This window comes from Alteromonas gracilis, from assembly GCF_002993325.1.
Lineage (GTDB): Bacteria > Pseudomonadota > Gammaproteobacteria > Enterobacterales > Alteromonadaceae > Alteromonas > Alteromonas gracilis.
Window position 1 is genome coordinate 70,231 of the sequence record NZ_PVNO01000027.1, and the last position, 25,294, is coordinate 95,524.

Genomic DNA, 25,294 nt, shown 5'->3' on the forward strand with positions numbered 1-25,294 from the left:
ATGATACCAGCTTTGAAATTTTTGATGTACCCAAACGCCATGACCGATAAGTTCTACCTTGAAGAAGCCATTGAAGATCTGCATACCTTGTTAGATATGACACGATGGGCAACCAGCCGTTTTAATGATGCGGCCTTGTACTTTGGGCATGGTACTGACAACGCGTGGGACGAAGCTACTAGCCTTGTAATGCAGGCACTGCATTTACCTCATCCGATTTTAGAGCAGGCGGGTGAGAATGTTTTAAATTCCCGTTTGACGAAAAGCGAGCGCGAGAAAATTGCTGAGCTTGTTTTAAAGCGTGTACAAACGCGCATGCCATTGCCATATATTACTAATGAAGCCTGGTTCTGCGGTATGCCATTCTACGTAGACGAGCGAGTGCTTATTCCTCGTTCGCCGTTCGCTGAACTTATCCAAAATGAATTTGCCCCGTTTGTTGAGACCGCGCCTACTAGTATTCTTGACATGTGCACAGGTGGAGCATGTATTGCTATCGCGCTTGCTCACGCGTATCCAGAAGCGCAGGTGGATGCGGTAGATATCAGCACAGATGCGCTGGAAGTGGCCGATATCAATATTCAGGAGCATGGTCTTAGCCACCGTGTTTATCCCATTCAGTCTGATTTGTTTTCAAGTTTAGAAGGGCAGAAGTACGACCTTATCGTATCGAACCCGCCTTATGTTGATGCAGAAGACATGGCTGACCTGCCAGAAGAGTATCACCACGAACCTGAGCTGGCCCTTGCCGCCGGTGAAGATGGCCTAGAACTAGTTGATATCATGCTCAAAGAAGCACCAACATACCTCAATGATGGCGGCTGGATATTTGTTGAAGTTGGGAACAGCGAAGTGCACATGAGCGAGCGTTTCCCGGGTTTGGAAGTCATTTGGCTAGAGTTTGAAAATGGCGGATCAGGTATTTTCGCGGTACGCAAAGACACATTAGTACAGTATTTTAGTAGTAAGGATTAATAGTTAATTATGTCAGGTAACAGCTTCGGAAAACTTTTCACTGTAACCACGTTTGGTGAAAGCCACGGCATTGCGATAGGCGGTGTAGTAGACGGTTGCCCTCCAGGACTTGAGATTACAGAAGAAGACCTTCAAGTTGATTTGGATAGACGTAAGCCGGGCACTTCACGTTACACCACGGCGCGAAGAGAAGATGACGAAGTACAAATTCTATCTGGCGTATTTGAAGGTAAAACTACAGGTACAAGCATTGGCTTATTGATTAAAAACAAAGATCAGCGAAGCCAAGACTACGGTAATATCAAAGATCGTTTTCGTCCTGGGCATGCCGACTATACCTACGATCAAAAATACGGTAGCCGAGATTATCGCGGGGGCGGTCGTTCGTCAGCCCGCGAGACAGCGATTCGCGTAGCCGCTGGCGGTATTGCTAAGAAGTATTTAAAAGAAGTGCACGGTATAGAGGTGTTGGGCTATCTGTCTCAGCTGGGCCCTGTCACCGTTGATAAGGTTGACCACAGCGTAACCAACACCAATCCGTTTTTTTGCCCAGATGAATCTAAGCTTGAAGCACTTGATGAATACATGCGTGACCTTAAAAAATCTGGTGACAGCATTGGTGCTAAAGTGTCGGTGGTAGCGAAAAACGTACCCGTTGGCCTAGGCGAGCCTGTATTTGACAGGCTAGACGCTGAAATTGCCCACGCCATGATGGGCATTAACGCGGTAAAAGGCGTGGAAATTGGTGACGGCTTTGATGTTATTAACCAAAAAGGTAGCGAGCACCGCGATACGCTTACCCCTGAAGGCTTTACGTCTAATCACGCAGGTGGCGTACTAGGCGGCATCTCTACTGGCCAAGATATTGAAGTGCATATGGCACTCAAGCCTACCTCGAGCATTTCTGTTCCGGGCAAAACCATTAATAAAGACAATGAAGAAATTGATATTGTCACAAAAGGCCGTCACGACCCATGCGTTGGCATTCGCGCAGTGCCAATTGCCGAAGCTATGCTGGCGATAGTATTGATGGATCATTTGCTGCGTCACCGAGCGCAAAATGCAGGCGTGCTCTCGACCACTAAACCCATTGCGGGTCAGGCATAGCGCCTTTTACTATCATCGCAGCAACGCTAATACCGCAACAGTTACACGGATTAAGAACGCGCAGTATTAACCTTGTGTTGCGCTAATTATTTTCACCATTCGCCACTGCCAGTTTTGTGCTAGTGGCGTTTTTGCATATGGAGATGTGAATTGTCACACAACGGCCTAAAGAATACTGAAAGCGCTGGGGCAAACACAGTAAATTGCGCAGCAAGTAGCAAAACGGCACTCTTTATTCTTGCTATCACCTACTGGCTTTATTTCGGGCAGCTTGGTGTACTTGTACCCTATTTAGGAATCTTTCTTGATGGGCGGGGCTTTTCTTCAGCAGAGATTGGGGAGCTTTTTGCCGTCATCACCCTCGCGAGAATACTAGGGCCGGGACTGTGGGCTGGCGTAGCAGATAAAACAGGTAATGCTATTGGTGTTATGCGCTTGGGCTGTTTCCTTACCGCATTGACGTTCAGTTCGGTGCTCTATTTCACCAGCTTCTGGGGACTTACCCTGGCCTTCGGTTTAATGATGATGTTTTGGACGGCAGTGCTGCCGCAACTTGAAGTTATCACTATGAACTCGGTGGCGAACACTAATACCACCTACGGGCAAATAAGGTTGTGGGGAAGCGTTGGTTTTATTTGCTTAACGGTAGGTGTTGGAAAGGCCCTGGATATTTTTTCTACCGACACGCCCGTACATGCCAGTATTTTTGTGCTGGCGCTTTTATTCATCAGTACTTTATTTATACGCGCACCGAAAGAGTCTGCGCCTGAGAGTTCTGCGGTGGGCAGTATTTGGAAATTCGCAAAGCAAAAACCTTTTGCGGTGTTTATCTTTGCTTCTGCATGTTTGCAAATCAGTTTTGGAGCCTATTACGGTTTTTTTGCACTTTATATGCGCGACCTTGAATACAGCGGCCAGGAAACTGGGATCTTTATCGCGCTGGGTGTATTGGCTGAGGTAGGAATATTTCTTATCGCCCGCCGGCTTATCAGTCAGTTTGGCGTATGGAACCTACTATTTTTGAGCATTGCGCTAACAGGGCTACGTTGGTACGTGATGGCGGCGTTTGCTGATTTCTTTATGGTTATCGTGCTGAGCCAACTTATTCATGCCCTAAGCTTTGGGTTAACCCATGCAGTATCGGTACACTTTATCCATCAGTTTTTACCTAAGGCGTATCACAGCCGGGGGCAAGCCGTTTATATCAGTGTAGCCTTTGGCCTTGGTGGCGCCTTTGGCAACTATATGGCAGGTCAGCAATGGCAGCAAGGAACGAATGCCTATGAGACGTTCGTCACTGCTGCGGTATTTGCTGCAATAGGCGCGCTGTCATTGTTAATTTGTTCACGAAAAGAGATGGAAAGTGCAAAGGCGGCTTAAAATCTTGTTTTGAGGGCTGACCGCAGGCTTACGCCTGCGGTGGGCGCTTACACTCTGCTATCACTTCAACGCCGTCATCGCCATTGTCTTGCTCTAAGCGTACGTCGAATTTCCAAAGTCTGTGCAGATGGCGCATGACTTCATCTTTTGAATCCCCTAGGGGAATGCCCCGCTGAGGAATATAGCGAAGGGTGAGCGAGCGATCGCCTCTTACGTCCACATTGTGTACCTGAATATTAGGTTCCAAATTGCTCAAATTGTATTGGGCAGATAGCTTCTCCTTGATAATTTGATAACCCATTTCATCGTGAATAGCACTCACTGCTATAAAAGGCTTTTTGGTGTCGTCTTCGAGAGCGAATAACTTGAAGTCGCGAATGACTTTGGGCGACAAAAACTGACTGATAAAACTTTCGTCTTTAAAGTTTTCCATAGCGAAATGCACGGTTTCCAACCAGTCCTTACCGGCTATGCTTGGCAAATACTTATAATCTTCCTCGGTAGGCGACTGGCAAACCCGCTTAATGTCCATAAACATGGAAAAGCCTAACGCATACGGGTTTATACCGGAGTAATAGGGACTATTGTACTCTGGTTGCATGACTACGCTTGAATGACTGTGCAAAAACTCCATCATAAAGCGGTCGCTTACTAAACCTTCATCATACATCTGATTTAAAATATGATAGTGCCAAAAGCAGGCCCACCCCTCGTTCATTACTTGAGTTTGTTTCTGCGGATAAAAATACTGGGAAACTTTTCGTACAATACGCACAATTTCACGCTGCCAAGGTTCAAGTAGCGGTGCGTTTTTCTCGATAAAATAAAGCAGGTTTTCCTGGGGCTCTTGTGGAAACCGAATTTTTTCTTTGTGTTTGCTGTGCGGACTATCGGGGAGGGTTCGCCATAGTTCATTTACCTGAGACTGAAGGTATGCTTCCCGTTCTTCTTGTCTGTTTTTCTCTTCTTGTAACGAGATTTTCTGTGGACGTTTGTAGCGGTCGACGCCATAGTTCATTAGCGCGTGACAGGAATCAAGTATGTTTTCTACGTCTTCATAGCCGTATTTCTGTTCGCACTTTGCAATATAGTTTTTGGCAAAAACTAAATAATCGATAATCGAGCTGGCGTCAGTCCAGGTTTTAAATAAGTAGTTCCCTTTAAAGAATGAATTGTGGCCATAACAGGCATGTGCCATAACCAGTGCTTGCATCGTAATGGTGTTTTCTTCCATTAGATATGCAATGCAGGGATCAGAATTAATAACGATTTCGTAAGCCAGACCCATTTGTCCACGACGATATTGCTGCTCAGTTTGAATAAATTTTTTGCCAAAACTCCAGTGGGTATAATTAAGTGGCATGCCTATGCTAGCGTACGCATCCATCATTTGCTCTGCGGTTATTACCTCAATTTGGTTAGGGTAAGTGTCGAGTTTAAATTTCTTCGCAATGCGATCGATGTGCTGTTCGTATTTTTCAATAAGCGGAAATGTCCAGTCAGGCCCATCGCTTAATAAATGGCGTTTTGATGATTCAGGCTTGCTGTTTTCTTTTGCCATAGCATCGGTTGTCATATTAGGCTCCTTGCTGCGCATCTTGTGCAGAGCGTTTGAATAACTCTCTGAACACAGGGTAGATGTCGGCCTGGGTTTGTATGTGCTTACATACAAAATTATCGTGAGTGGCGGCAACTTTCTCATATTCACGCCACAAACTTTGGTGTTGTCTTTCTGTTATTTCGATATAAGCGTAATAGCGGGTCGCCGGTAGTAACTTGGCTGTTAGCAGGTCGCGACATTGCGGTGAATCATCAGCCCAGTTGTCGCCATCTGATGCCTGTGCAGCATAGATATTCCAATTTCCATCGCTGTAGCGCTCGCGAACCACTTCGTCCATCAATTTCAAAGCACTCGAAACGATGGTGCCCCCCGTTTCTTGTGAATAGAAGAACTCTTGCTCATCGACTTCTTTGGCTTGAGTATGGTGGCGAATATAGACCACCTCTACATTTTCGTAGGTGCGCGTTAAAAACAGATATAGCAAGATATAAAATCGTTTAGCCATGTCTTTGGTGGCCTGATCCATTGAGCCTGACACATCCATTAGACAGAACATTACGGCTTTACTCGAGGGAAGAGGGCGTCTGTCATAATTTTTAAAACGCAAATCGAAGGTGTCGATAAAAGGCACCCTTGCAATTTTCGCTTTAAGTGTTTCGATTTCTTCTTTTAATGCATTTATTGCAAACGTATTCTCGTGTTTGTCCTCCACAAACAGTGCAAGCTTTTCTTCAAGCTCTCTGAGTTTCTTTCTATCACTGCCGCTAAGGGCAATGCGCCTTGCAACGGAGCCTTTTAGCGAACGAATAATATCTAAATTACTCGGCACGCCGTCGGTTTGATAACCAGCGCGATAAGTTTCAAATTGTGTAACTTTATCAAACTGATTTTTCTTTAAGTTAGGTAACGCTAAATCTTCAAACAGTAAGTCTAAATATTCGTCTTTGGATATTGAAAAAACAAACTCATCCTGACCTTCGCCTTCATTGCTTGCATCGCCTTCACCTGCACCCTGACCACCGCCACCGGGTGGCCGGTCAATTTTGTCACCCGCTAAGAATTGATCATTGCCGGGGTGCACAATGTCTCTACTGCCACCTCGACCTGTATGAAAAATAGGTTCAGAAATATCTCTGGCGGGAATGCTAATTTGTTCGCCAGAATCTAAGTCGGTTACCGAGCGTTTGCCTACCGCATCAGAAACCGCGCGCTTTATCTGCTGTTTATAGCGCTTGATAAAGCGTTGGCGGTTTACCGTGCTCTTACCTTTGCTGTTTAACCTTCGGTCAATAAAATGCGCCATACACACCTGCTTACTTTGTTGTGAACGTCAAATACCCGTTTTAAAGCGTGCCAGTGCACGCTTTAAAACCACGTAGTTCAAGCCCTATGATGCTTTACGTACGCGCAAGTACCATTCACATAGCAGTCGAACTTGTTTCTGCGTATAGCCTTTTTCGGTCATGCGGTTTACAAAGTCGTCGTGCTTTTTCTGCTCGTCTGCAGAGCCTTTGGTGTTGAAAGAGATAACCGGCAGCAAGTCTTCCGTGTTAGAGAACATTTTCTTCTCAATCACGGTGCGCAGTTTTTCATAGCTAGTCCACGCTGGGTTTTTACCGCTGTTATTTGCACGAGCCCTCAAAACAAAGTTAACGATTTCGTTACGGAAGTCTTTCGGGTTACTGATTCCGGCAGGCTTCTCCGTTTTTTCTAACTCTGCATTGAGAGATGCTCTGTCAAACAGCTGCCCGGTTTCTGGGTCGCGATACTCTTGGTCTTGGATCCAGAAGTCAGCATAGGTTACGTAGCGATCGAATAAATTTTGTCCATACTCAGAGTAAGATTCTAAATATGCAGTTTGAATTTCTTTTCCGATGAACTCTACGTAGCGTGGAATTAAGAAACCTTTTAAGAACTCCAGATACTTATCTGCGGTTTCTTGTGGGAATTGCTCACGTTCAATTTGACGCTCCAATACATAGAACAAATGAACCGGGTTTGCCGCCACTTCTTGATGGTCGAAGTTAAAAACACGAGAGAGGATCTTAAATGCAAATCGAGTAGATAACCCTTCCATACCCTCGTCGACACCCGCGTAATCGCGGTATTCCTGATATGACTTAGCTTTCGGGTCAGTGTCTTTTAAGCTTTCACCGTCATAGACTCGCATTTTGGAAAACAAGCTGGAATTTTCAGGCTCTTTTAAACGAGATAACACGGTAAATTGAGCTAAGCATTCTAAAGTGTCTGGGGCACAAGGTGCACCGTTAAGCTCACTACTATCCAACAGCTTCTTGTATATGCGAATCTCTTCACTAACTCGTAAACAATAAGGCACTTTTACAATGTAGACTCGGTCTAGGAAGGCTTCATTGTTTTTATTGTTTCTAAAGGTCTGCCACTCAGATTCATTGGAGTGGGCCAAAATTAGACCGTCGAAAGGAAGGGCAGAGAAGCCCTCTGTCGGGTTATAGTTGCCTTCTTGTGTGGCGGTTAACAGTGGGTGCAGCACCTTAATGGGCGCTTTAAACATTTCCACAAATTCCATTAACCCCTGATTGGCTTTACACAACGAGCCAGAATAACTGTAAGCGTCAGGGTCGTTTTGTGCATATTGCTCTAACCGACGAATGTCTACTTTACCCACTAACGCTGAAATATCCTGGTTGTTCTCATCACCGGGTTCTGTTTTCGCTATACCCACTTGGTCTAGCACCGAAGGGTAAACCCGAACAACTCTGAACTGAGTAATATCGCCGTTAAATTCATGTAGGCGCTTGCGAGCCCATGGCGACATTATGGTTTTTAAATAGCGCTTAGGAATGCCATATTCTTTCTCTAAGATGTCACCGTCTTCTTTAACATCAAATAGACAGAAAGGGTGGTCGTTGACTGGAGACCCTTTAAGCATATAGATAGGTACGTGCTGCATCAGCTCTTTAAGACGCTCTGCTAGCGAGGACTTACCGCCGCCCACAGGGCCAAGTAAATAAAGAATTTGTTTCTTCTCTTCGAGCCCTTGTGCGGCATGCTTAAGATAAGAAACGATTTGCTCTATTGCTTCTTCCATACCGTAGAATTCTGAAAAAGCTGGATATCGAGAAATAACGCGGTTTGAGAATATGCGGCTGAGCGCCGGGTCGTTGGCAGTGTCGATTAGTTCTGGCTCACCAATAGCTTGTAGCAAACGTTCTGCAGCGTTTGCATAAGCGCTTTGATCTTCCTTACAGATTTCAAGGAACTCCCCAATGGTGAACTCTTCCTGTTTTCGCTCTTCATAGCGACTTTGATAGTGTTCAAAAATACCCATGAATACCCCTTAAATACGGAACCCCGTAATTTCAGCTTAGTACGTATTTGGGAAAAGGATAGTAATTATTGTGTATAGTTTTTAATCTATTGGTCTAAAGGAAAATGCAACTTTAATAAGAATTTAGTGTCTCTTAACGAACAATTTCACATAAATAAAAGCCCCGCTCGTGAGCGGGGCTTTTCATTCAAATTTATTAACGCTATGCAGAACTAAATGTGTTCCACATTAAGGCATTTGGCTTACGCGAAGTTTTTGCTTGCGAATTCCCAGTTAACCAGTGCCCAGAAGTTTTCTAGGTACTTAGGACGCGCGTTACGGTAATCGATATAGTAAGCGTGTTCCCAAAGGTCGACTGTTAGTACTGGTGTAAGGTCGTCACCAGAAATTGGCGTTTCTGCATTGCTAGTGTTAACGATATCTAGGCTGCCGTCTGCAGTTTTAACAAGCCATGTCCAGCTTGAGCCGAAGTTGTTCACTGCTTTGTCGTTAAACGCTGCTTGGAAATCTGCAAATGAGCCCCATTTTGCGTTAATCGCATCAGCTAGTGCGCCAGTAGGCTCGCCGCCGCCATTTGGGCTAAGGCAGTGCCAGTAGAACGTGTGGTTCCAAACTTGTGCTGCGTTATTGAAAACACCGCCTTCAGAAGATTTGATGATTTCTTCTAGGCTTTTGTTTTCCATATCAGTACCTTCAACTAGGCCGTTAAGCTTAGTTACATAAGTAGCGTGGTGCTTGCCATAGTGATATTCAAGCGTTTCAGCAGAAATATGCGGTTCTAGTGCATTTTGTTCGTATGGTAATGCTGGTAATTCAAAAGCCATGACGGTCTCCATGTTGGTTTAGTATTTTAGTCTAAAGCACACTTATCTTCGCCTGTTCAATAAGTGCCAATCAACCCTTGGTTGTCTATATCACTTTAGATGATAAAGCATATCCCAAATGTGGGGATAAAGTCCTATAACTCAATGACAAAATTGTGAAATTTTTTAAAAACCAATGTTTATCATCGAAGATAATGATTCGGTGTACTGGTAGATAGCATTACAGGCAGTGAAAAGATCAATATGGTGATGAGTAATTAACGCTAAAAATATGATACCCTCCACCTTGATAAATCATTCATGCATTCCCACTTAACTGGGAATACACTTTTGTGCTCAGAGGAATCAAATGGATAATACTGAAAATCAATCAACGCTGGATAGAATCAAGCAGCAAATCGAAGAAAACCCAATTTTGTTGTACATGAAAGGTTCACCAAAACTGCCTAGCTGTGGCTTTTCTTCACAAGCATCGCAAGCGTTGATGTCATGTGGCGAACCATTTGCGTATGTCGATATTCTACAAAACCCAGATATCCGCGCTGAACTGCCAAAGTATGCGAACTGGCCAACTTTCCCACAGTTGTGGGTAGAGGGTGAGTTAGTGGGTGGTTGCGACATTATTATTGAAATGTTCCAGCAAAACGAACTACAGCCGCTTATCAAAGAAACTGCTGCTAAGTACAAAGAAGCAGAATAATCGTTGTCTTAAATCCCCTATTTTTACAATCATAAAAATAGATTAAAAAGCCGGCTTATAGCTGGCTTTTTTCATTAATATCCGCCAATAACTACGTACTTTTATCCCCACGAAATCTATATAGACAGGCCAGAAAGCCAAATCCTCTACGGTCTAAAAAAATATTTTTATTTCATCGAAAAAGGTTTGTTTTTTAAAATCTTGCGTTCTATAACACAGTCATCTGACCGCTAATGAGTCAGTGTTGAAGGTATAAAACAACAACCACTCTGAACACTTTTTTGATGTGTGCAAAACACACAAAGTGCTTTTGAGAAAATCCGGGAAACCACCATGAATACAACCTTGTCTTTATTGACCAGAAACGTACGGGGCGTTCTAGCTGCATCTGCTGCGTTTTCAGTAATGGCTACTGCACCAGTTTATGCGCAAGAAGCAGAAGAAAGTGCGAAAGCTGAAGATTTCGAGCAAATTGCCGTTGTTGGTTCACGCGCAGCTCCTCGCTCAGTAGCTGACTCCGCCGTTCCAATTGATATTATCTCCGACGAAGAATTCAAGCAGCAGGGTGCCACAGATATGGTATCTATGATGCAAACTGTTGTTCCGTCTTTCAACGTGAACGACCAGCCAATTAACGATGCATCAACGCTTGTTCGTCCAGCTAACCTTCGCGGTATGGCGTCAGACCATACGCTTGTTTTAGTTAACGGTAAGCGTCGTCACCGCTCTGCAGTCATTACCTTCCTTGGCGGCGGTCTTTCTGACGGTGCACAAGGCCCAGATATTTCTGTTATTCCAGCGGCAGCCCTGAAGCAGGTAGAAGTACTTCGTGATGGTGCGGCAGCACAATACGGTTCAGACGCCATTGCAGGTGTAATTAACTTCGTACTTAGCGATGCATCTGAAGGTGGAACGTTTGAAGCCCGTTACGGTTCTTACTATGAAGGCGACGGCGACATGATCCAGTTGTCTGGTAATGTCGGTTTGCCACTTTCAGAAAATGGTTTCCTTAACCTATCAGCTGAATACCGTACAGCTGATGATACCTCTCGCAGCGTTCAGCGTGATGATGCAGCGGCACTTGTTGCAGCAGGTAACACTTTCGTTGCAGATCCTGCACAAATTTGGGGTTCACCTGAAATTAAGCACGACATCAAACTGTTTGCTAACGCTGGTATTGAGTTGTCTGCTACTTCAGAAGCTTATATGTTTGGTAACTTCGCTGAACGTGAAGTTGAAGGCGGTTTCTATTTCCGTAACCCACACAACCGTGGTGGTGTAAACGACGGTGGTACAAATGCTGACGGCGAACAATTGTTGCTTGTAGGTGATTTGACTGGCGACATGTCAGGTAACTGTCCAACTGATATCGTGGTTGGCGACAACGTACTTACTAATCCACGTTACATTAGTGAAGTAGCAAATAATCCAGACTGCTTCGCATTTAACGAGATTCTTCCTGGTGGCTTTACACCTCGCTTTGGCGGCACGGTAACGGACATGTCTCTTGTGTTTGGTACCAAAGGTGAGTTGGATAACGACATTACTTATGACGTGAGTTTGAACCTTGGCCAAAACGAAGTAGATTTTGCTATCAGCAATACAATCAACCCGTCTTTAGGTCCAGATACGCCAACCTCGTTCAGCCCAGGTCGTTATACACAATCTGAACAAACCCTTGATATTGACTTTACTAAACCTTTCGATGTTGGTTTGTACGAACCGCTATTCGTAGCGACAGGTTTCCAATATCGCAATGAGAGTTATGAGAGCGTTGCAGGTGATACAGCCTCTTATGAAATAGGTCCGCTGGCGACACAAGGCTTTGGCATTGGCTCAAATGGTTTCCCTGGCTTGGCGGCCAATAGCCAAGGTCGTGTGTCCCGCAACAACATTGCACTTTACATTGACGCAGAAGCCTATATTACTGAAAGCTTCATGTTAGCCGGTGCGCTTCGTTACGAAGACTTCTCTGACTTCGGCGATACGACAAAAGGTAAAATTGCGTTCCGTTGGCAAGCGCTTGAGAACATCGCGTTCCGTGGTGCATTCTCAACTGGCTTTAAGGCGCCTACGCTTGGTCAAAGTAACGTGCGTAACGTTACAACAGCATTCGGTACAGGTGGTCAGCTAATCGACCGTGCAACGCTACCGCCAACAGACCCAGTATCGCAGCTTAAAGGTGGCGAGCAGTTAACGCCTGAAGAATCAGAAAGTATCACGTTTGGTATAGTAGCCGACTTTGAAAATGGTCTTTTCATTACTGCTGATTACTACAACATTGAACTGACTGACCGTATTAGTACAGCGTCTGGTATTGCGTTAACTGAAGACGATATTGCAGCACTTATTGCGCAAGGCATCAACGATGCATCCAGTTTCCAAGAGATCAGTTTCTTCACCAACGACTTCGATACAACTACCGAAGGTGTAGACGTTGTAGCGAACTACTCGATGGAGATGATGGGCGGCGAGACTAAGTTCTCACTTGCCTACAACTGGACTTCGACAGAGGTTGACCGTGCATCGGACAACATTTCAGCTGAGCGTATTCGCATGTTAGAAGATAACCTTCCAGCAGTGCGTTATAGCGCGACAGCGAACCATACTAACGGTGACTGGCGTTTCCTTGCGCGCTTAAACTATTACGGTAGCATCTTCGAAGATCACTTAGATTCTGCACTTCCCATTGATAAAGTAGGTTCAGAATTTACCGTGGACTTAGAGGTGGCATATAACTTCACTGAAGAGTTTACTGTAACGGTAGGCGCGAAAAACGCCTTTGATGAATACCCAGATGAGAATACACAGTATGCCGGTATTGCAGGTTCGTTGTATCCAACGACTTCACCAATCGGTATTAACGGTGGCTTCTATTATCTAAGAGGTGTTTATTCTTTCTAATCGCTAGCTATAGCGAAAACAACTTTCACAAATGTTTCGAAGTGAAGGGGAGCATTAGCTCCCCTTTTATCTTCTATCATCATTTACGTGAAAATTTACCAAAAAACAGGCATTATTGATGCCCATGTAAGCAAATCGAAACACGCAACATTTATTATTATGACGAGAAAGTCGACAGTAGCTGAAACCTTTTTAAAATACCGCTCTAAGTTAATGCGCGCGGTAGGTTCTATTGTTGGCGCCGACGACATTGAAGATATCGTGCAAGAAGCTTTTATAAAGAGCTACGAAGCAGAATTAAAACAAGAAATACAATACGAGCGTACATACATGCTCAAAACAGCGCGTAACCTAGCGCTAAACCATGTTGCAAGAGCTGAAAATAAAAACAAACAGCAGTTAGACGATATGGATATGTTGCCTTACGAACTTGTTGGGCACAGTTTAGAAAAGAATGTAGAAAGTAAAGAGCGCTTTATTCATTTTTGCCGAGCGACAGACACGCTGTCAGCTGATGTAAAACGCGTATTTTTACTCAAAAAAGTATATGGCATGCGACAAAAAGAGATTGCAGAGCTTGTGGGGCTAAGTGAAAGCACCGTAGAGAAGCATGTCGCCAAAGGTTTAATGATGTGCTCTAGATATTTAGCTGAGCTTTCAAAGGACAGTGGATCCCCCCGTGCCACTGCTACCGCGACTCAGGACATAAGCAGTAGTTAACATGAACAATATTCGCCAGTTTTCAAGCAAAGAAGATATCCAAGAGCAAGCTTGCCTTTGGATAAGCCGTCTCGACCGCGGGTTAAAAAGTGACGAAAAAGAAGTATTAGACGATTGGCTATCTGAAAGTAATGCCCACCGCCAAGCATTATTAGATGCTGCAAGTTTGTGGGACGATATGTCGGTGCTCAATGAACTAAGTGGGCTATTCCCTCAGCCGACAGCCCGCCAACCGTTGAAAAAACACAGCCTTCCGAAAACAGCAGTTTGGGGCATTGCAGCCACGTTCTTAGTCATGGCAATTGCTGTTGGCGTCATTGTTCAGCGCACATGGTTAGACAACGCGCCTGAATTCGCCGCTGTAAGCCAGAAAGTGCAAACAGGGGTGGGGGAGCAGAAGAACGTTACCCTGGCAGACGGTTCACAGCTTCATCTGAATACAAACTCTACAGTAACCATAGACTTCACATCAACGGCGCGCAATATCGTGTTGTTGAAAGGCGAAGCTCACTTTGAAGTCGCTCACGATAAAACGCGCCCCTTCTCGGTTACCGCGGGTAATAATACGGTAACAGCAGTTGGTACGGCTTTTAATATGCAGTACGTCGACGACAATGCATTTGAATTAGTGGTTACTGATGGAAAAGTATTGGTTAAAGACCGGTTTAAGTCATCATCATCAAACGAATCTTTATTTGGAAAACGCCCTGTCTCGGAAGAAGGTCTGCTGATGTTTGCGGGAGAGAAAGCTACTGTGTTAGGTAAAGTAGAAGCCCGCGAAAGTATGTCGCAAGATGATATTGACGATGATTTAGCGTGGCAGCAGGGTATGATAGTGTTTAAAGGCGAGCCATTAGATGCCGTGTTGGCAGAAATTGGACGTTATACACCTGTTCGCTTCCACATTTCTGACGATAGTTTGCGTAAACGCCGTGTAGCTGGATACTTCAAAGTAGGCGATATAGATGGCTTACTTTCTGCGCTAAAGAGCAGTTTCAATATTAATTATCAAAGAGTCACTGAAACAACAATTGAACTGAGCACTGCGAAAAGTTAAATATTTCTGAAAGCTGGGTGCTTTCTATGATTACTCATTGGCATCATTTTATTTAATGTGACAATATAATTAAAATAATAAGCACATCGATTTAATATCTTGCAGTACGGCAATTTTGCAATAAGCAGGCAATCTAAAAATAAAAGAAAAAAGCTGCATGCTTTCGCGTGTTCGGCTTGCTGTCGTTCGCAAAATAAAATGCTCAAACGCTTAATATCTAGCATACTTTTACCTGCGCGTTTAGTCCCAAGTATTTTTATTCTTTTTTGGCCAACGGAAACGGTGTTTGCGCAAAATATTAGCGATTCGCCCACTTCGTCTGAAACCCAGTCTTCCTCTGATGCAATCACATTTTCAATACCTGCCCAAAACGCCAATGAGGCGCTGACTGAGCTTGCTAAACAAGCCAATACAACGTTGTTGTTTCCCTTCGATCTAGCAAGAAAAGTAAAGACGAATGCCTTGGAAGGTACGTTTACATTAGATGAAGCCTTGACCCAACTTCTTGAAGGAACGGCGCTGGCCGTTATCAGTGATGAAAACGGCGTATTGAGTATTCGTTCGCGTTCATCTCTTTTAGCGAAACCAAAACAAAGCGAAGACAACGAAAATGAGGTTGAGGAAAAGAGTAATGGACTTGAAAAAATCGCTGTCGTTGGTACCAGAAACTCGCCTAGAAGTGCTGTGGATTCGCCGGTCCCTCTCGATGTTATTGGCTCCGACGCGCTAAATTCTCAAGGTAATACCGACGTGCTCTCTATGTTGAGCGTGATGGTTCCATCTCTTAATGTAAATGACCAGCCAATAAATGATGCTAGCAGCTTAGTGAGGCCTGCGAACTTAAGAGGTATGTCTTCAGATCATACGCTGTTGCTTCTAAATGGAAAACGACGACATCGCTCCGCGGTTATCACGTTTCTAGGTGGCGGTTTATCTGATGGGGCACAAGGGCCAGATATTTCAGTTATACCCGCTTATGCCCTGAAGCAAGTAGAGGTACTGCGAGATGGGGCATCGGCTCAATATGGCTCAGATGCTATAGCTGGCGTTATTAACTTCGTCTTGAAAGATGCAAGAGAAGGAGGCAGTGTCGCTTTGAAGCTTGGCGGATACAGCGAAGGTGACGGCGAGCTTTTTCAATTTCAGGCGAATAAAGGTTTTGGCATTGGAGAAACAGGCTTTATCAACGCCACAGCGGAGTATAGGCAGCAAAATGGTACATCTCGTTCTGTTCAACGCACTGATGCTCAAAATCTTCAAGAGCAAGGTAATACATTTATTCAAACACCTGCTCAAATTTGGGGGGCGTTAGATGTGAACGAAGATATCAAGCTCGCACTCAATGCTGGTCTTGACCTGTCTTCTTCATCGAAATTGTATAGTTTTGCTACCGCGGCACGCCGTGAGATTAATGGTGGATTCTATTTTCGAAATCCACAAACTCGTGAAGGTGTGTTTAGCCGCACGGACTCTGCTACTGGAGAAAGTCGTCTTATTGTTGCGGATTTAGATGGGCTGGAGAACGGTATTACGTGCCCTTCTATTACCCTTTCAGGTAGTAATGTTTTATCAAATCCCGATTATCAACGAATAGCAGATAACTCAACCGCCCTTGGTGCAAACTGTTTTGCCTTTAACGAGTGGTTTCCCGGTGGGTTTACGCCCCAATTTGGCGGAACGATTACAGATGCCTCTGTTGCTATGGGAATAAGGCACGAACTTCCCGATGGCTGGGCGATGGATGCAAGCGCCACACTTGGATACAGTGATATTGAGTACACTATTTCAAATACGGTTAATCCGTCATTGGGCCCTCAAACACCTACAACTTTCTCACCTGGCGGCGTTTCGCAGGTGGAACGTACGTTTAATCTGGACTTTACCAAGTTAATACAAACCATTTTTGAAGATCCAATCAGCATTGCCCTGGGTGTTGAATGGCGCAAAGAAACCTACTTTCAGAAAGCCGGTGACGAAGCGTCTTATGTTGCAGGTCCCTACGCATTAGAGCCTCCACTGGGCTTGAATCAAGGATTTTCTATAGGGTCAAACGGCTTCCCAGGTTATCAGCCGCAGTCAGCAGGCCATTGGAGTCGCAATAATTGGGCGCTGTATGCAGACGTTGAGTTTTTCGTTACAGAAGAATGGCAGTTTGGTATGGCAACACGCGTTGAACACTTTAGTGATTTTGGTTCAACGTTCGACGGCAAGGTAAGTACTCGATATAAATTAAACGATCTGTTTGCATTACGCGGGTCGGTTAATACCGGGTTTAAAGCACCCACGGTGGGTCAAAGCAATGTAATCAATGTTACCACTGCCTATGGAATAAACGGGTTGGAGGACCAGGCGACGCTACCGCCTACCGACCTAATATCGCTCCAGCTCGGTGCAACGCCACTGACACCCGAAGAGTCGGTTAACTTCAGTTTGGGGGTGGTTATGCAGGCAAGTGAGACCTTTTTTGCCACTTTGGATTATTTTAATATTCGTCTTGCGGATAGAATAAGTACCACATCAGCTATACCGTTGACCGAAGAGGACATTACTGCACTCATCGCTAAGGGGCGCCCTGATGCTGCTAAATATAATGCAGCTAAATATTTTACTAATGATTTTGATACGAAGACACAAGGTGTCGATATCGTTGTAAATTACAGCTTTTCTCATGAGGATTGGTCAAACTCTTTGCTGCTCGCTTATAACTGGACAGACACGCAGGTGGAACGGGTTACTCGCTACCCAGCTCTAGTCAATGGCGAAATACAACTTTTACCAAATCTAACCCAGGCCCGAGTTAAAATGTTAGAAGATAACCTGCCGGGGCACCGAGGCAGTCTCACTCTCGAGCAATCAAAAGGTAATTGGGCTTTTACGTGGCGTTTAAATTATTACGGCAAATTTTATGAGGACCATCTTGATGCCTCAGCGGGTATGGATATCTTTGGCAGTGCGCTAACCACGTTTGATGCTCAGCTCTCTTGGCAAGTACTACCGCACACTGTGCTTACCGTTGGAGCGCAAAACCTCTTCGACACGCTTCCTGAAGAAAACCCATTTCAAGGAGAGGTTGGGGCGCTTTACCCACCTACATCTCCAAGTGGCATTAATGGTGCTTTCTATTACGCAGGGCTTGAATATACTTTCAAGTGATAATCCGACAGTTGTATTTTCAAATCACTGCTTTGGATGGTGTTATAGAAGGGATAATCAAGTGAGGCCTTTCGTGTTCTTCGCGGCATTAATGCTGCGGAAAGTAGGAGGCGTTGTGATAGAGATGAAAGAACAAAGGGGCAGAAGGAATAACGTGAAGTGGGCTTAATAAACGTTCCTAGCCCACGTTTTTAAATAAGGTTTCATCGACAATCGTCTGATCAATAATTTGTTGTGCCATATTAATGCACTTACCGCATTGAGAGCCAAGCTCTAAATGTTGACGTAACTCACGCATATTTCCCACGCCGTTTTCTTCAACCGCCGCGCGAATGCTCTTATCAGTTACCCCATAGCACATACAAACAAACATTAAACGTACTCCAAATGAATCTGTAAATGATAATAATTGCTATTCATGAATTTGGCAAGCAGATATTTAAAATTTAATGCAGTGAAATTGATTGCTGTTTGAACTATGCAAAAAGGTTTTTGCTCTCTGATTGGTATGATCTGTCAGAAAAAGCAGCATCGGGTATTGTTATTCGAATAATAGTACCTACCTTTGCTCTCATAGATAGTTATCTTAAATAATTACGTTAAGTAATTATTTTTATTATTACAATCCACATTTAAATGGAGAGACTTATGAGTGTATTAGTTGGCCGCCCGGCGCCAGATTTTACTGCGGCAGCAGTGCTTGGTAGCGGTGAAATTGTTGATACTTTCACGCTAAGCGAAGCTATAAAAGGTAAAAAAGCAGTCGTCTTTTTCTACCCACTAGATTTCACATTTGTTTGCCCGTCTGAGCTTATTGCGTTTGACAAACGTTTCGACGAATTCAAAAAGCGCGGTGTTGAGGTGATAGGTGTGTCGATCGATTCTCAATTTTCACACAACGCGTGGAGAAACACTCCAGTAAATCAAGGTGGTATCGGCCCTGTTAAGTATACTTTGGTGGCGGATGTCAAACATGATATTTGCCAAGCTTATGATGTAGAGCACCCAGAAGACGGTGTAGCGTTCCGCGGTTCATTTCTTATCGATGAACAAGGTATGGTACGTCACCAAGTAGTAAACGACCTGCCGCTTGGCCGAAACGTAGACGAAATGCTGCGTATGGTTGATGCACTAGCGTTCCATGAGGAGCATGGTGAAGTTTGCCCAGCGGGTTGGACCGAAGGTAAAGCGGGTATGGATGCGTCACCTGAAGGCGTGGCTAAGTATTTATCTGAAGAAGCTGACAAGTTATAAGTTAACCCCGTAAAATCATTGAAAGAACGGCGCCAATTGGCGCCGTTCTTGTTTCATACCATACTTACACATCTGCATTTAAGCAGCATGCTCATCATCGAAAGGTTAGGCCTTGTAGTTTAATCTTCGCTTCCTACAGGCCAGCCACCCAATGCTTTATATCGATTCACCATATAGCAAAATAATTCGGTAGTTTTTTGCGCGTCATACAGTGCACTGTGCGCTTCGTTTTGATCAAATTCAATGCCTGCAGCACGGCAAGCTTTTACCAGAACAGTTTGCCCTAGTGCCAGGCCAGCAAGACTTGTTGTATCAAAGGATACGAAAGGGTGAAATGGCGTTCGTTTAATATTACAGCGTTCTATCGCAGCATTGACAAAGCTCTGATCGAAAGTAGCGTTATGAGCCACAATAACCGACCGCTGACAATCGGCATTTTTTTGCGCTTTGCGAATACCTTTACAGAGATCTTTCATCGCTTCACTTTCTTCGATAGCGCCTCTTAACGCACAATTAGGATCGATGCCGTTAAATTCTAACGCTGCGGGCTCTAAATTCGCACCCTCGAAAGGATCGATATGGTAATGGAAGGTTTGATCCGGGTGCAGAATGCCGTCTTCGTCCATTTTGACGGTTACCGCCGCTAGTTCCAACAGAGCGTCGGTACCTGCATTAAATCCGGCTGTTTCAACGTCGATGACAACGGGAAAATAACCTCTAAAGCGCTGGGAAAGAAGGGGCGGGTTAGCAGACATAAACACTCTTGTAGACTAGATTAGAAAAACAAGTTGATGACTTTAAATATGCACCAACATGAGAACGTACGAGAATAGTGAATTATCGCAAGGATGTTACTGAGTTGCCAGTTTCAATTTGAAGACTATCAAATGAAGATGAGATTAGTAGCTAAAACGAGAAAAGTGAATGGTATTAGGCGCTAAACTTTTCTACACTTTGGACGATAACCACATTATAGGTGGAACTACGCGCTGCCGTATTTGCTATGGCGATAGTTTTTACTAAGGCAAATTGAGCTTGTTTGGGTTTACTTAGCAGCGTGGATAATATGGCTTTCAAAGGTGAGGTAATGAAAAATGCAGCCTGCACCTGGTTTAGTTTGATTTTCGTAATGGTGTCGAAATGGTCTCGAAATTAAAATATATCGCGTTGATTGGGATGGTGAGTTCACTTTCTTCCCAAGCCGCCATGCGGCAGTATTCTGCGACAATAGAGAGCTCTAGCTGGCGTATCGATACCGACACACGCTTACAGTGTACGCTTAATCATGATTTGCCAGGATATGGTGAAGCCATGTTCACAAGCACCGCATCAAAACAGCTCAATATGGAATTTGAGCTGGATATGCATTTGCTGCCCAGTAAATTTGATATGGCTGCTGTTTATTCTGTACCACCAAAGTGGATGCCGGGCGTTGCACCTAAGCCTATTGCGGATATGTCGCTTCGGAAACAATATAATGGTGATCTGCCTAGAGACGCTGCATGGACGATGCTATCTGAACTAGAAAAAGGTTTTTGGCCCACCATCTATTATCAAGATTGGTACAATAAGCACGACCAAGTCAGTGTAGCGCTGAACGCAAGTAATTTTTCCAGCGTATATCGCGAATTCGTTAAGTGTGTATCTAATTTACTGCCATTCAATTTCGACGATATCGCCTATACGGTACTGTCTTATCAAAACAACAGCACTGAGCTTACTAAGTACTCACAAAAGCGCCTTACTATGATAGGTGAGTATTTAAAAGAGGACAGCGAGCTAGAACTGGTGCTTCTTGATGGTTATACCGACAGTTACGGTGGCCGTTGGAACAATGAGCAGCTTTCTATACGCCGTGCTAATGAGGTCAAAAGTTACCTCACAACGCTCGGTGTGCCTGAAGATAGAATTAAGCTTACCGGTCATGGCGAAAAGCGCCACATCGCCCCAAACGATACGAGAGAAAGCCGTGCGCAAAACCGACGCGTGGTAGTGCGTCTGTCTAAATCTTAAGCGCTGGTTGGCTATTACCAACTTACCAAAAGTATAAGAAATGGAGGGGAAAAACTTCGTCCTCTATTTCCTGGTAGATCGCCACGACAAAACAGGGACTAAGTGATCAGTAAATACACCGTCTGCATTTACAACCTTATCAAGCATGTCTAGTACTTGCTCGCTTGTCATGCCGTCAGGCAAAGCGTCTTTTCGATAAGTGTAAGGGTGGATCGTAAGCCCGTTTTTGTGAGCGAACTCAAGCCACTTTGCCGCTTCAACCTTTCCCTGTGCCATTGCTTTGTTATTCAGTAGGTGGCCTAACCATGGCCCTATACCATCAGCATAAGATGCTACTTCGTTCATACCTTCTTCAGAACGAACCCAATCATAGTCGGTGTCACTTTCGCCCCAGCTATTCTCGCCTATAAGCATTACCACTTTTCCTTTATAACCCAATGTTTCGCGAATACGTTTTACTTCTTTAAAATCAAAACATTGAATATAGCTGTTGCTATTTTCCCCACCGAAACCGAACGCATTGAGGGTGTCGATGACAATCTTACTCGCATCAACGCCTTCGTCGCGGTGAAAAGCAGGAGATTTAACTTCAGGATACACGCCAACAGCTGTTTCCAACTGGCGATTAAGCTCGCTGATAAGCTCAAAATGCTCAGTTAATGTAGCAATCTTAAAATTCGCGTATTTACCTTGGTATCTATCCTTAAATACGGGTGTACCGTTGCCACCTGTACGTTCATGTACTCTTAGTGCTCTCAATTCTGCCAGCGTAAAATCCCGTGCATAATACCTTCCGTCAGCACGGTGTCGAGCGGGAAATACGTCTTCAACATCGGTAACCGTTTCTAGATGAATATCATGTAAAACAACCGGTATGTCGTCTTTGGTAATGACTACATCTTGTTCTATAAAGTCGGGCCGCAAAGAGAAAGCGAGCGTAGCAGCTTCAAGTGTATGTTCTGGTAAATACCCTGATGCGCCGCGATGTGCAATAACCGTGAAGGGCTTAGTTGCGTTTGCCTCATCAGTGTTCGCAAGTGGCGCACTTGATGTGAAAATACTTGAACACACTAATAGCAAAGCAGGTAAAAGACTTTTCTGTATAGTCTTACCTTTCACACTATTTGAAAAAACTAACTTTTTATACTGCACAGTAGCACTACTCCATGTGTTCATTGTTATTTGCCTTTTCTCTTCTAAGCCTTTTAAGTTATTGGGCTTCAGTTAAATCATTAATATCAGTGCTCGAGCGAGATAGATTTGTTTTGTATAAGTTCTATCGCATAGCCGTCAGGGTCGCGAACAAAGGCTATCACGGTGGTACCGCCCTTTACGGGGCCGGGCTTTCTGTAAACGTCAGCGCCGTTTGCCGCTAAGTTTTCACAAAAGCTATAGATATCGTCCACCTCAATAGCGATATGGCCATAGGCATCGCCCTTATCATAAGTGTTATCGCCCCAGTTATAGGTCAACTCAAGCACTGTGCTGTCAGATTCATCGCCATAGCCGACAAATGCCAAGGTATATTCGTATTCCTTGTTCTCTGATTGACGAAGAAGGCGCATACCCATTAGCGAGGTATAAAAATGAAGTGATGATTTTAAATTCTCAACTCGAAGCATAGTGTGAAGCATTCGCATAACAGATTCCTATATTGCCGACACCGAAAGTAGTGGCTCGCGGCGCACTGCATGATTGTTGCGTAGTTAATATCTCTCCATTCAAGCGAAAACACCGCATATCAATTAAGGGCTTACAGTGATATTTAGTTTGAGAACAGAGCAAAAAACACAACGCAGTGTGACTTTAATAAATAAATGTTAACCCTTTAAGACAGTTATACAATTTTTGTTGGTGAATTAAAGTCATTTAAAAGCTGCATAGATACATTAATAAAAACACGCGACTAAAAAATAAACGCGAAATGATTGGACATGACGATGTTTTACCTGTACCTTCTGTCTCGCTCTAGATATGTTATATGCTTTACCTAATACTGCGCTGTACCTTTCTTTATTCCTTCAAATTGAAGTTCTATTTAGATATACAACTGCTTTACTAGCTTGGTTATGTCTATTGCTATCGGTGATTTTCACCACAACATCAATTTTTTAAAAAAGGTTATTATTATGTCTAATTCAGTAAACGGCACAGTTAAATGGTTCAACGAAGAAAAAGGTTTCGGTTTCCTAACACCTGAAGCTGGCGGCAAGGACGTATTCGTACACTTCCGTTCAATCACTTCTGACGGTTTCAAAACTCTTGCTGAAGGCCAAGAAGTTAGCTTCGAAGTTGAACAAGGTCAAAAAGGTCCACAGGCTGCTAACGTAGTAGTTCGATAAGACCTTAACGCTTATCTACTAAATATGGGCTCTTTGACTCGCTGAGCGAGGCGCAGAGAGCCTACTTTCCGTTTTAAAATTTCTTAACACAACCTGCGAGGAATTCAAAACAAACTACATTTATAAAGAAGTTCTTAATATGCAAATCCAACATTCTGTATCTACATTTAATAGCGCGACACCTTCAGCGTTAATTTCAAATATCTCTACAAACAAAACCACTGTTGCTTTTAAAGAAGCAAATACCTATCGCCATGTTGTTCTCACTTCACGTGAAGAAGTCAGACGATTTGTTGCTGAATTGATAAAAGCGTCATAACGGCACAGGTTGGGCAAATCTTAGGTCGAATATTAATCACCAATGCGCTTGGTATTAGCTTTACGTCGTTATGAAAAGCTACGTTTATCATTACCGTATTACGCCATTATTGGCCGACAATAATACAAAGCATATATAAAAAAAGCGTTAGATTATGTTAAGGCCAGCATACTTGTTTTGCATGCTGACCTAATTGCATGAAGCATCAGTGAAAAAATAGACGTTTCTTCGAAACTATTTTGCTTTCAAATCTATCTCTGAATCAGCAAGTAAATATATGCTAGCTGCGTATGCTGCGATGTTTTGCGCAAGTTCATCGGGATTGATTTTATCTAAGGTGTCATCCGGTGTGTGGTGAAGATCGAAATAATCCCTTCCGTTCTGATTCAGTCTAATTGTAGGTACGCCTTTCGCTGCAAGTGGAATAATATCCGGACCGCCGCCGGCGATATCAGCGCCGCCTCGAACAATGCCAAGTGGAGAAAGAATCTTTGCGATTTCATCTACTAGCACAGTTGCCTCGGAGTTTACATTAGACACCAGTTGCCAAATAGTTTGCGCCCCAAAGTCAGACTCTGTCGCCAGCACATGATTATTAAGGTTCTTCTCATGCTGTTTTGCGTAAGCAAATGCGCCTAACAGGCCAACTTCTTCAGCACCAAACATAACCACACGAATAGTGCGTTTAGGGCGTTCAGGAAGTGAAGCAATCAACGCGGCAGCTGCCGTTGTGATTGCAATACCAGCACCATCATCGACCGCGCCCGTACCTAAATCCCAACTGTCTAAGTGGCCGCCTATAAGCACAATTTCTTCAGGCTTTTCGCTACCGACTAAATCTAAAATGACGTTGCCGCTGCTTACTTCGCCCTTCCACTTAGATTCCGAATGAAGCGAAAGTGAGAGTGGTTTACCAAGATTGTGTAGACGTCGTAAATGATCAGCATCTGGGTTTGAGATAGCAACGACGGGGATATCTGCCCAGTTTTCGCCATCAGAACTCATCATGCCTGAGTGGGGAAAACGATGAGAATCGGAACCAACTGAACGCACTACAAGTGCCTTAGCGCCACCGCGTTGAGCATGCTGCCACCCTATACGGCGACGTTGGTTCGCTTGACCGTAGCCTGCACCTGTTTGACTTTTCACCATGGCGTCGCCATCGACGAAGGCAATCTTGCCTTCAAGAGCACCGTTTTCAACAGCCGTTAAAGCGTGAATGTCTCGGAAATACACAATGTCTGCATTAATTTCTTTCTCTGAAGGGGCCGCACCACCTAACGCAGTGCCATAAAGCGGTTGTGCATAGGGTGAAGTAAGTGAAATATGTAAATGACCTCTATCCCAAAAAGGCATAGTGAACTCTTCTACACTAACTTTATCGAAGCCCAATCGAGTTCCTACTTCAACGCCCCAATCTCTTGCGCGTTTCTCTGCCTCAGAGCCGCCTAATCGAGGGCCTACTTCTGTAGTAAGTGATTCTACAATGCTATAGCCTAAGTCACTTTTTAGTGCTTTTTGGATAAGTGCTTCAGCATTTTTTTTCTGTTGAGGCGTAATTGGTGAGCTTTCAGCGAAAACGCCAAAACTGCAAGCACTTACCAATGCACCAAGCGCTAAACTTTTAGCGATAGTATTCAATCGAGACATGTGTTCTCCGTGAGTTATTTTTATA

21 protein-coding genes are annotated in these 25,294 nt (G+C 44.2%); 12 read left to right on the top strand and 9 right to left on the bottom strand.

Annotated elements, in window-relative coordinates:
• The first annotated feature begins 39 nt into the window (after positions 1–39).
• The 3 genes from prmB (at position 40) to C6Y39_RS13685 (ending at position 3,462) form a co-directional block, all read left to right on the top strand.
• On the top strand, positions 40–975 hold the full coding sequence (gene prmB / locus C6Y39_RS13675) for a 50S ribosomal protein L3 N(5)-glutamine methyltransferase (RefSeq protein WP_146128610.1): 936 nt from the start codon (positions 40–42) through the stop codon (positions 973–975).
• Between the two features lie 9 nt (positions 976–984).
• The gene (aroC, locus tag C6Y39_RS13680; protein ID WP_105931815.1) at positions 985–2,082 is read left to right on the top strand and encodes a chorismate synthase; all 1,098 of its coding nucleotides are present in this window, start codon (positions 985–987) and stop codon (positions 2,080–2,082) included.
• A gap of 150 nt (positions 2,083–2,232) precedes the next feature.
• Positions 2,233–3,462: an MFS transporter gene (locus tag C6Y39_RS13685; protein WP_105931816.1), complete on the top strand. Its 1,230-nt coding sequence runs from the start codon at positions 2,233–2,235 to the stop codon at positions 3,460–3,462.
• A 28-nt stretch (positions 3,463–3,490) separates the two neighbouring features.
• On the opposite strand, the gene C6Y39_RS13690 is transcribed toward C6Y39_RS13685, so the two are convergent.
• The 4 genes from C6Y39_RS13690 to sodB all read right to left on the bottom strand — a co-directional run bounded on the left by C6Y39_RS13690 (position 3,491) and on the right by sodB (position 9,157).
• A complete protein-coding gene (locus C6Y39_RS13690) occupies positions 3,491–5,038 on the bottom strand; it encodes a SpoVR family protein (RefSeq protein ID WP_105931817.1) in 1,548 nt (515 codons plus the stop codon).
• Between the two features lies 1 nt (position 5,039).
• Positions 5,040–6,326 carry a YeaH/YhbH family protein gene (locus tag C6Y39_RS13695; protein ID WP_105931818.1) on the bottom strand — a complete coding sequence of 429 codons (1,287 nt, stop codon included), beginning with the start codon at positions 6,324–6,326 and terminating at the stop codon, positions 5,040–5,042.
• Between the two features lie 84 nt (positions 6,327–6,410).
• The gene (locus C6Y39_RS13700) at positions 6,411–8,333 is read right to left on the bottom strand and encodes a PrkA family serine protein kinase (RefSeq protein WP_105931819.1); all 1,923 of its coding nucleotides are present in this window, start codon (positions 8,331–8,333) and stop codon (positions 6,411–6,413) included.
• A 242-nt stretch (positions 8,334–8,575) separates the two neighbouring features.
• The gene (gene sodB, locus C6Y39_RS13705; RefSeq protein WP_025254504.1) at positions 8,576–9,157 is read right to left on the bottom strand and encodes a superoxide dismutase [Fe]; all 582 of its coding nucleotides are present in this window, start codon (positions 9,155–9,157) and stop codon (positions 8,576–8,578) included.
• 349 nt (positions 9,158–9,506) lie between these two features.
• Here sodB and C6Y39_RS13710 point away from each other — a divergent pair, with 349 nt between their 5' ends.
• From C6Y39_RS13710 to C6Y39_RS13730, 5 genes are all read left to right on the top strand, one after another.
• Positions 9,507–9,857 (top strand): Grx4 family monothiol glutaredoxin, encoded by a 351-nt coding sequence (locus tag C6Y39_RS13710; protein ID WP_014948765.1) that lies wholly within the window; start codon positions 9,507–9,509, stop codon positions 9,855–9,857.
• A 333-nt stretch (positions 9,858–10,190) separates the two neighbouring features.
• On the top strand, positions 10,191–12,761 hold the full coding sequence (locus C6Y39_RS13715; protein WP_105931820.1) for a TonB-dependent receptor plug domain-containing protein: 2,571 nt from the start codon (positions 10,191–10,193) through the stop codon (positions 12,759–12,761).
• Between the two features lie 159 nt (positions 12,762–12,920).
• On the top strand, positions 12,921–13,481 hold the full coding sequence (locus tag C6Y39_RS13720) for an RNA polymerase sigma factor (RefSeq protein ID WP_420808493.1): 561 nt from the start codon (positions 12,921–12,923) through the stop codon (positions 13,479–13,481).
• A gap of 1 nt (position 13,482) precedes the next feature.
• Positions 13,483–14,538 (top strand): FecR family protein, encoded by a 1,056-nt coding sequence (locus C6Y39_RS13725; RefSeq protein WP_105931822.1) that lies wholly within the window; start codon positions 13,483–13,485, stop codon positions 14,536–14,538.
• Positions 14,539–14,736: 198 nt separating this feature from the next.
• The gene (locus C6Y39_RS13730; RefSeq protein WP_105931823.1) at positions 14,737–17,691 is read left to right on the top strand and encodes a TonB-dependent receptor; all 2,955 of its coding nucleotides are present in this window, start codon (positions 14,737–14,739) and stop codon (positions 17,689–17,691) included.
• Between the two features lie 178 nt (positions 17,692–17,869).
• Here the strand turns inward: C6Y39_RS13730 and C6Y39_RS13735 are convergent, their stop codons facing one another.
• Positions 17,870–18,064: a bacterioferritin-associated ferredoxin gene (locus C6Y39_RS13735; RefSeq protein WP_105931824.1), complete on the bottom strand. Its 195-nt coding sequence runs from the start codon at positions 18,062–18,064 to the stop codon at positions 17,870–17,872.
• 275 nt (positions 18,065–18,339) lie between these two features.
• On the opposite strand from C6Y39_RS13735, the gene C6Y39_RS13740 reads away from it, so the two are divergent.
• Positions 18,340–18,945 carry a peroxiredoxin gene (locus C6Y39_RS13740; RefSeq protein ID WP_105931825.1) on the top strand — a complete coding sequence of 202 codons (606 nt, stop codon included), beginning with the start codon at positions 18,340–18,342 and terminating at the stop codon, positions 18,943–18,945.
• Between the two features lie 119 nt (positions 18,946–19,064).
• On the opposite strand, the gene rnt is transcribed toward C6Y39_RS13740, so the two are convergent.
• Complete coding sequence (rnt, locus tag C6Y39_RS13745) at positions 19,065–19,700, bottom strand: ribonuclease T (RefSeq protein WP_105931826.1); 636 nt, start codon at positions 19,698–19,700, stop codon at positions 19,065–19,067.
• A 385-nt stretch (positions 19,701–20,085) separates the two neighbouring features.
• Between rnt and C6Y39_RS13750 the strand changes: the two genes are divergently transcribed.
• Positions 20,086–20,958 (top strand): flagellar protein MotY, encoded by an 873-nt coding sequence (locus C6Y39_RS13750; protein ID WP_105931827.1) that lies wholly within the window; start codon positions 20,086–20,088, stop codon positions 20,956–20,958.
• Positions 20,959–21,021: 63 nt separating this feature from the next.
• Here the strand turns inward: C6Y39_RS13750 and glpQ are convergent, their stop codons facing one another.
• A complete protein-coding gene (gene glpQ, locus C6Y39_RS13755) occupies positions 21,022–22,134 on the bottom strand; it encodes a glycerophosphodiester phosphodiesterase (RefSeq protein WP_105931828.1) in 1,113 nt (370 codons plus the stop codon).
• A gap of 62 nt (positions 22,135–22,196) precedes the next feature.
• The gene (gene gloA, locus C6Y39_RS13760; RefSeq protein WP_105931829.1) at positions 22,197–22,598 is read right to left on the bottom strand and encodes a lactoylglutathione lyase; all 402 of its coding nucleotides are present in this window, start codon (positions 22,596–22,598) and stop codon (positions 22,197–22,199) included.
• A 489-nt stretch (positions 22,599–23,087) separates the two neighbouring features.
• On the opposite strand from gloA, the gene cspE reads away from it, so the two are divergent.
• Complete coding sequence (gene cspE, locus C6Y39_RS13765) at positions 23,088–23,300, top strand: transcription antiterminator/RNA stability regulator CspE (protein WP_105932040.1); 213 nt, start codon at positions 23,088–23,090, stop codon at positions 23,298–23,300.
• A gap of 139 nt (positions 23,301–23,439) precedes the next feature.
• A complete protein-coding gene (locus tag C6Y39_RS13770; protein WP_105931830.1) occupies positions 23,440–23,619 on the top strand; it encodes a hypothetical protein in 180 nt (59 codons plus the stop codon).
• Positions 23,620–23,853: 234 nt separating this feature from the next.
• On the opposite strand, the gene C6Y39_RS13775 is transcribed toward C6Y39_RS13770, so the two are convergent.
• Positions 23,854–25,269, bottom strand: coding sequence for a M20/M25/M40 family metallo-hydrolase (locus C6Y39_RS13775; RefSeq protein ID WP_105931831.1), 1,416 nt, complete (start codon positions 25,267–25,269; stop codon positions 23,854–23,856).
• Positions 25,270–25,294: the final 25 nt, after the last annotated feature.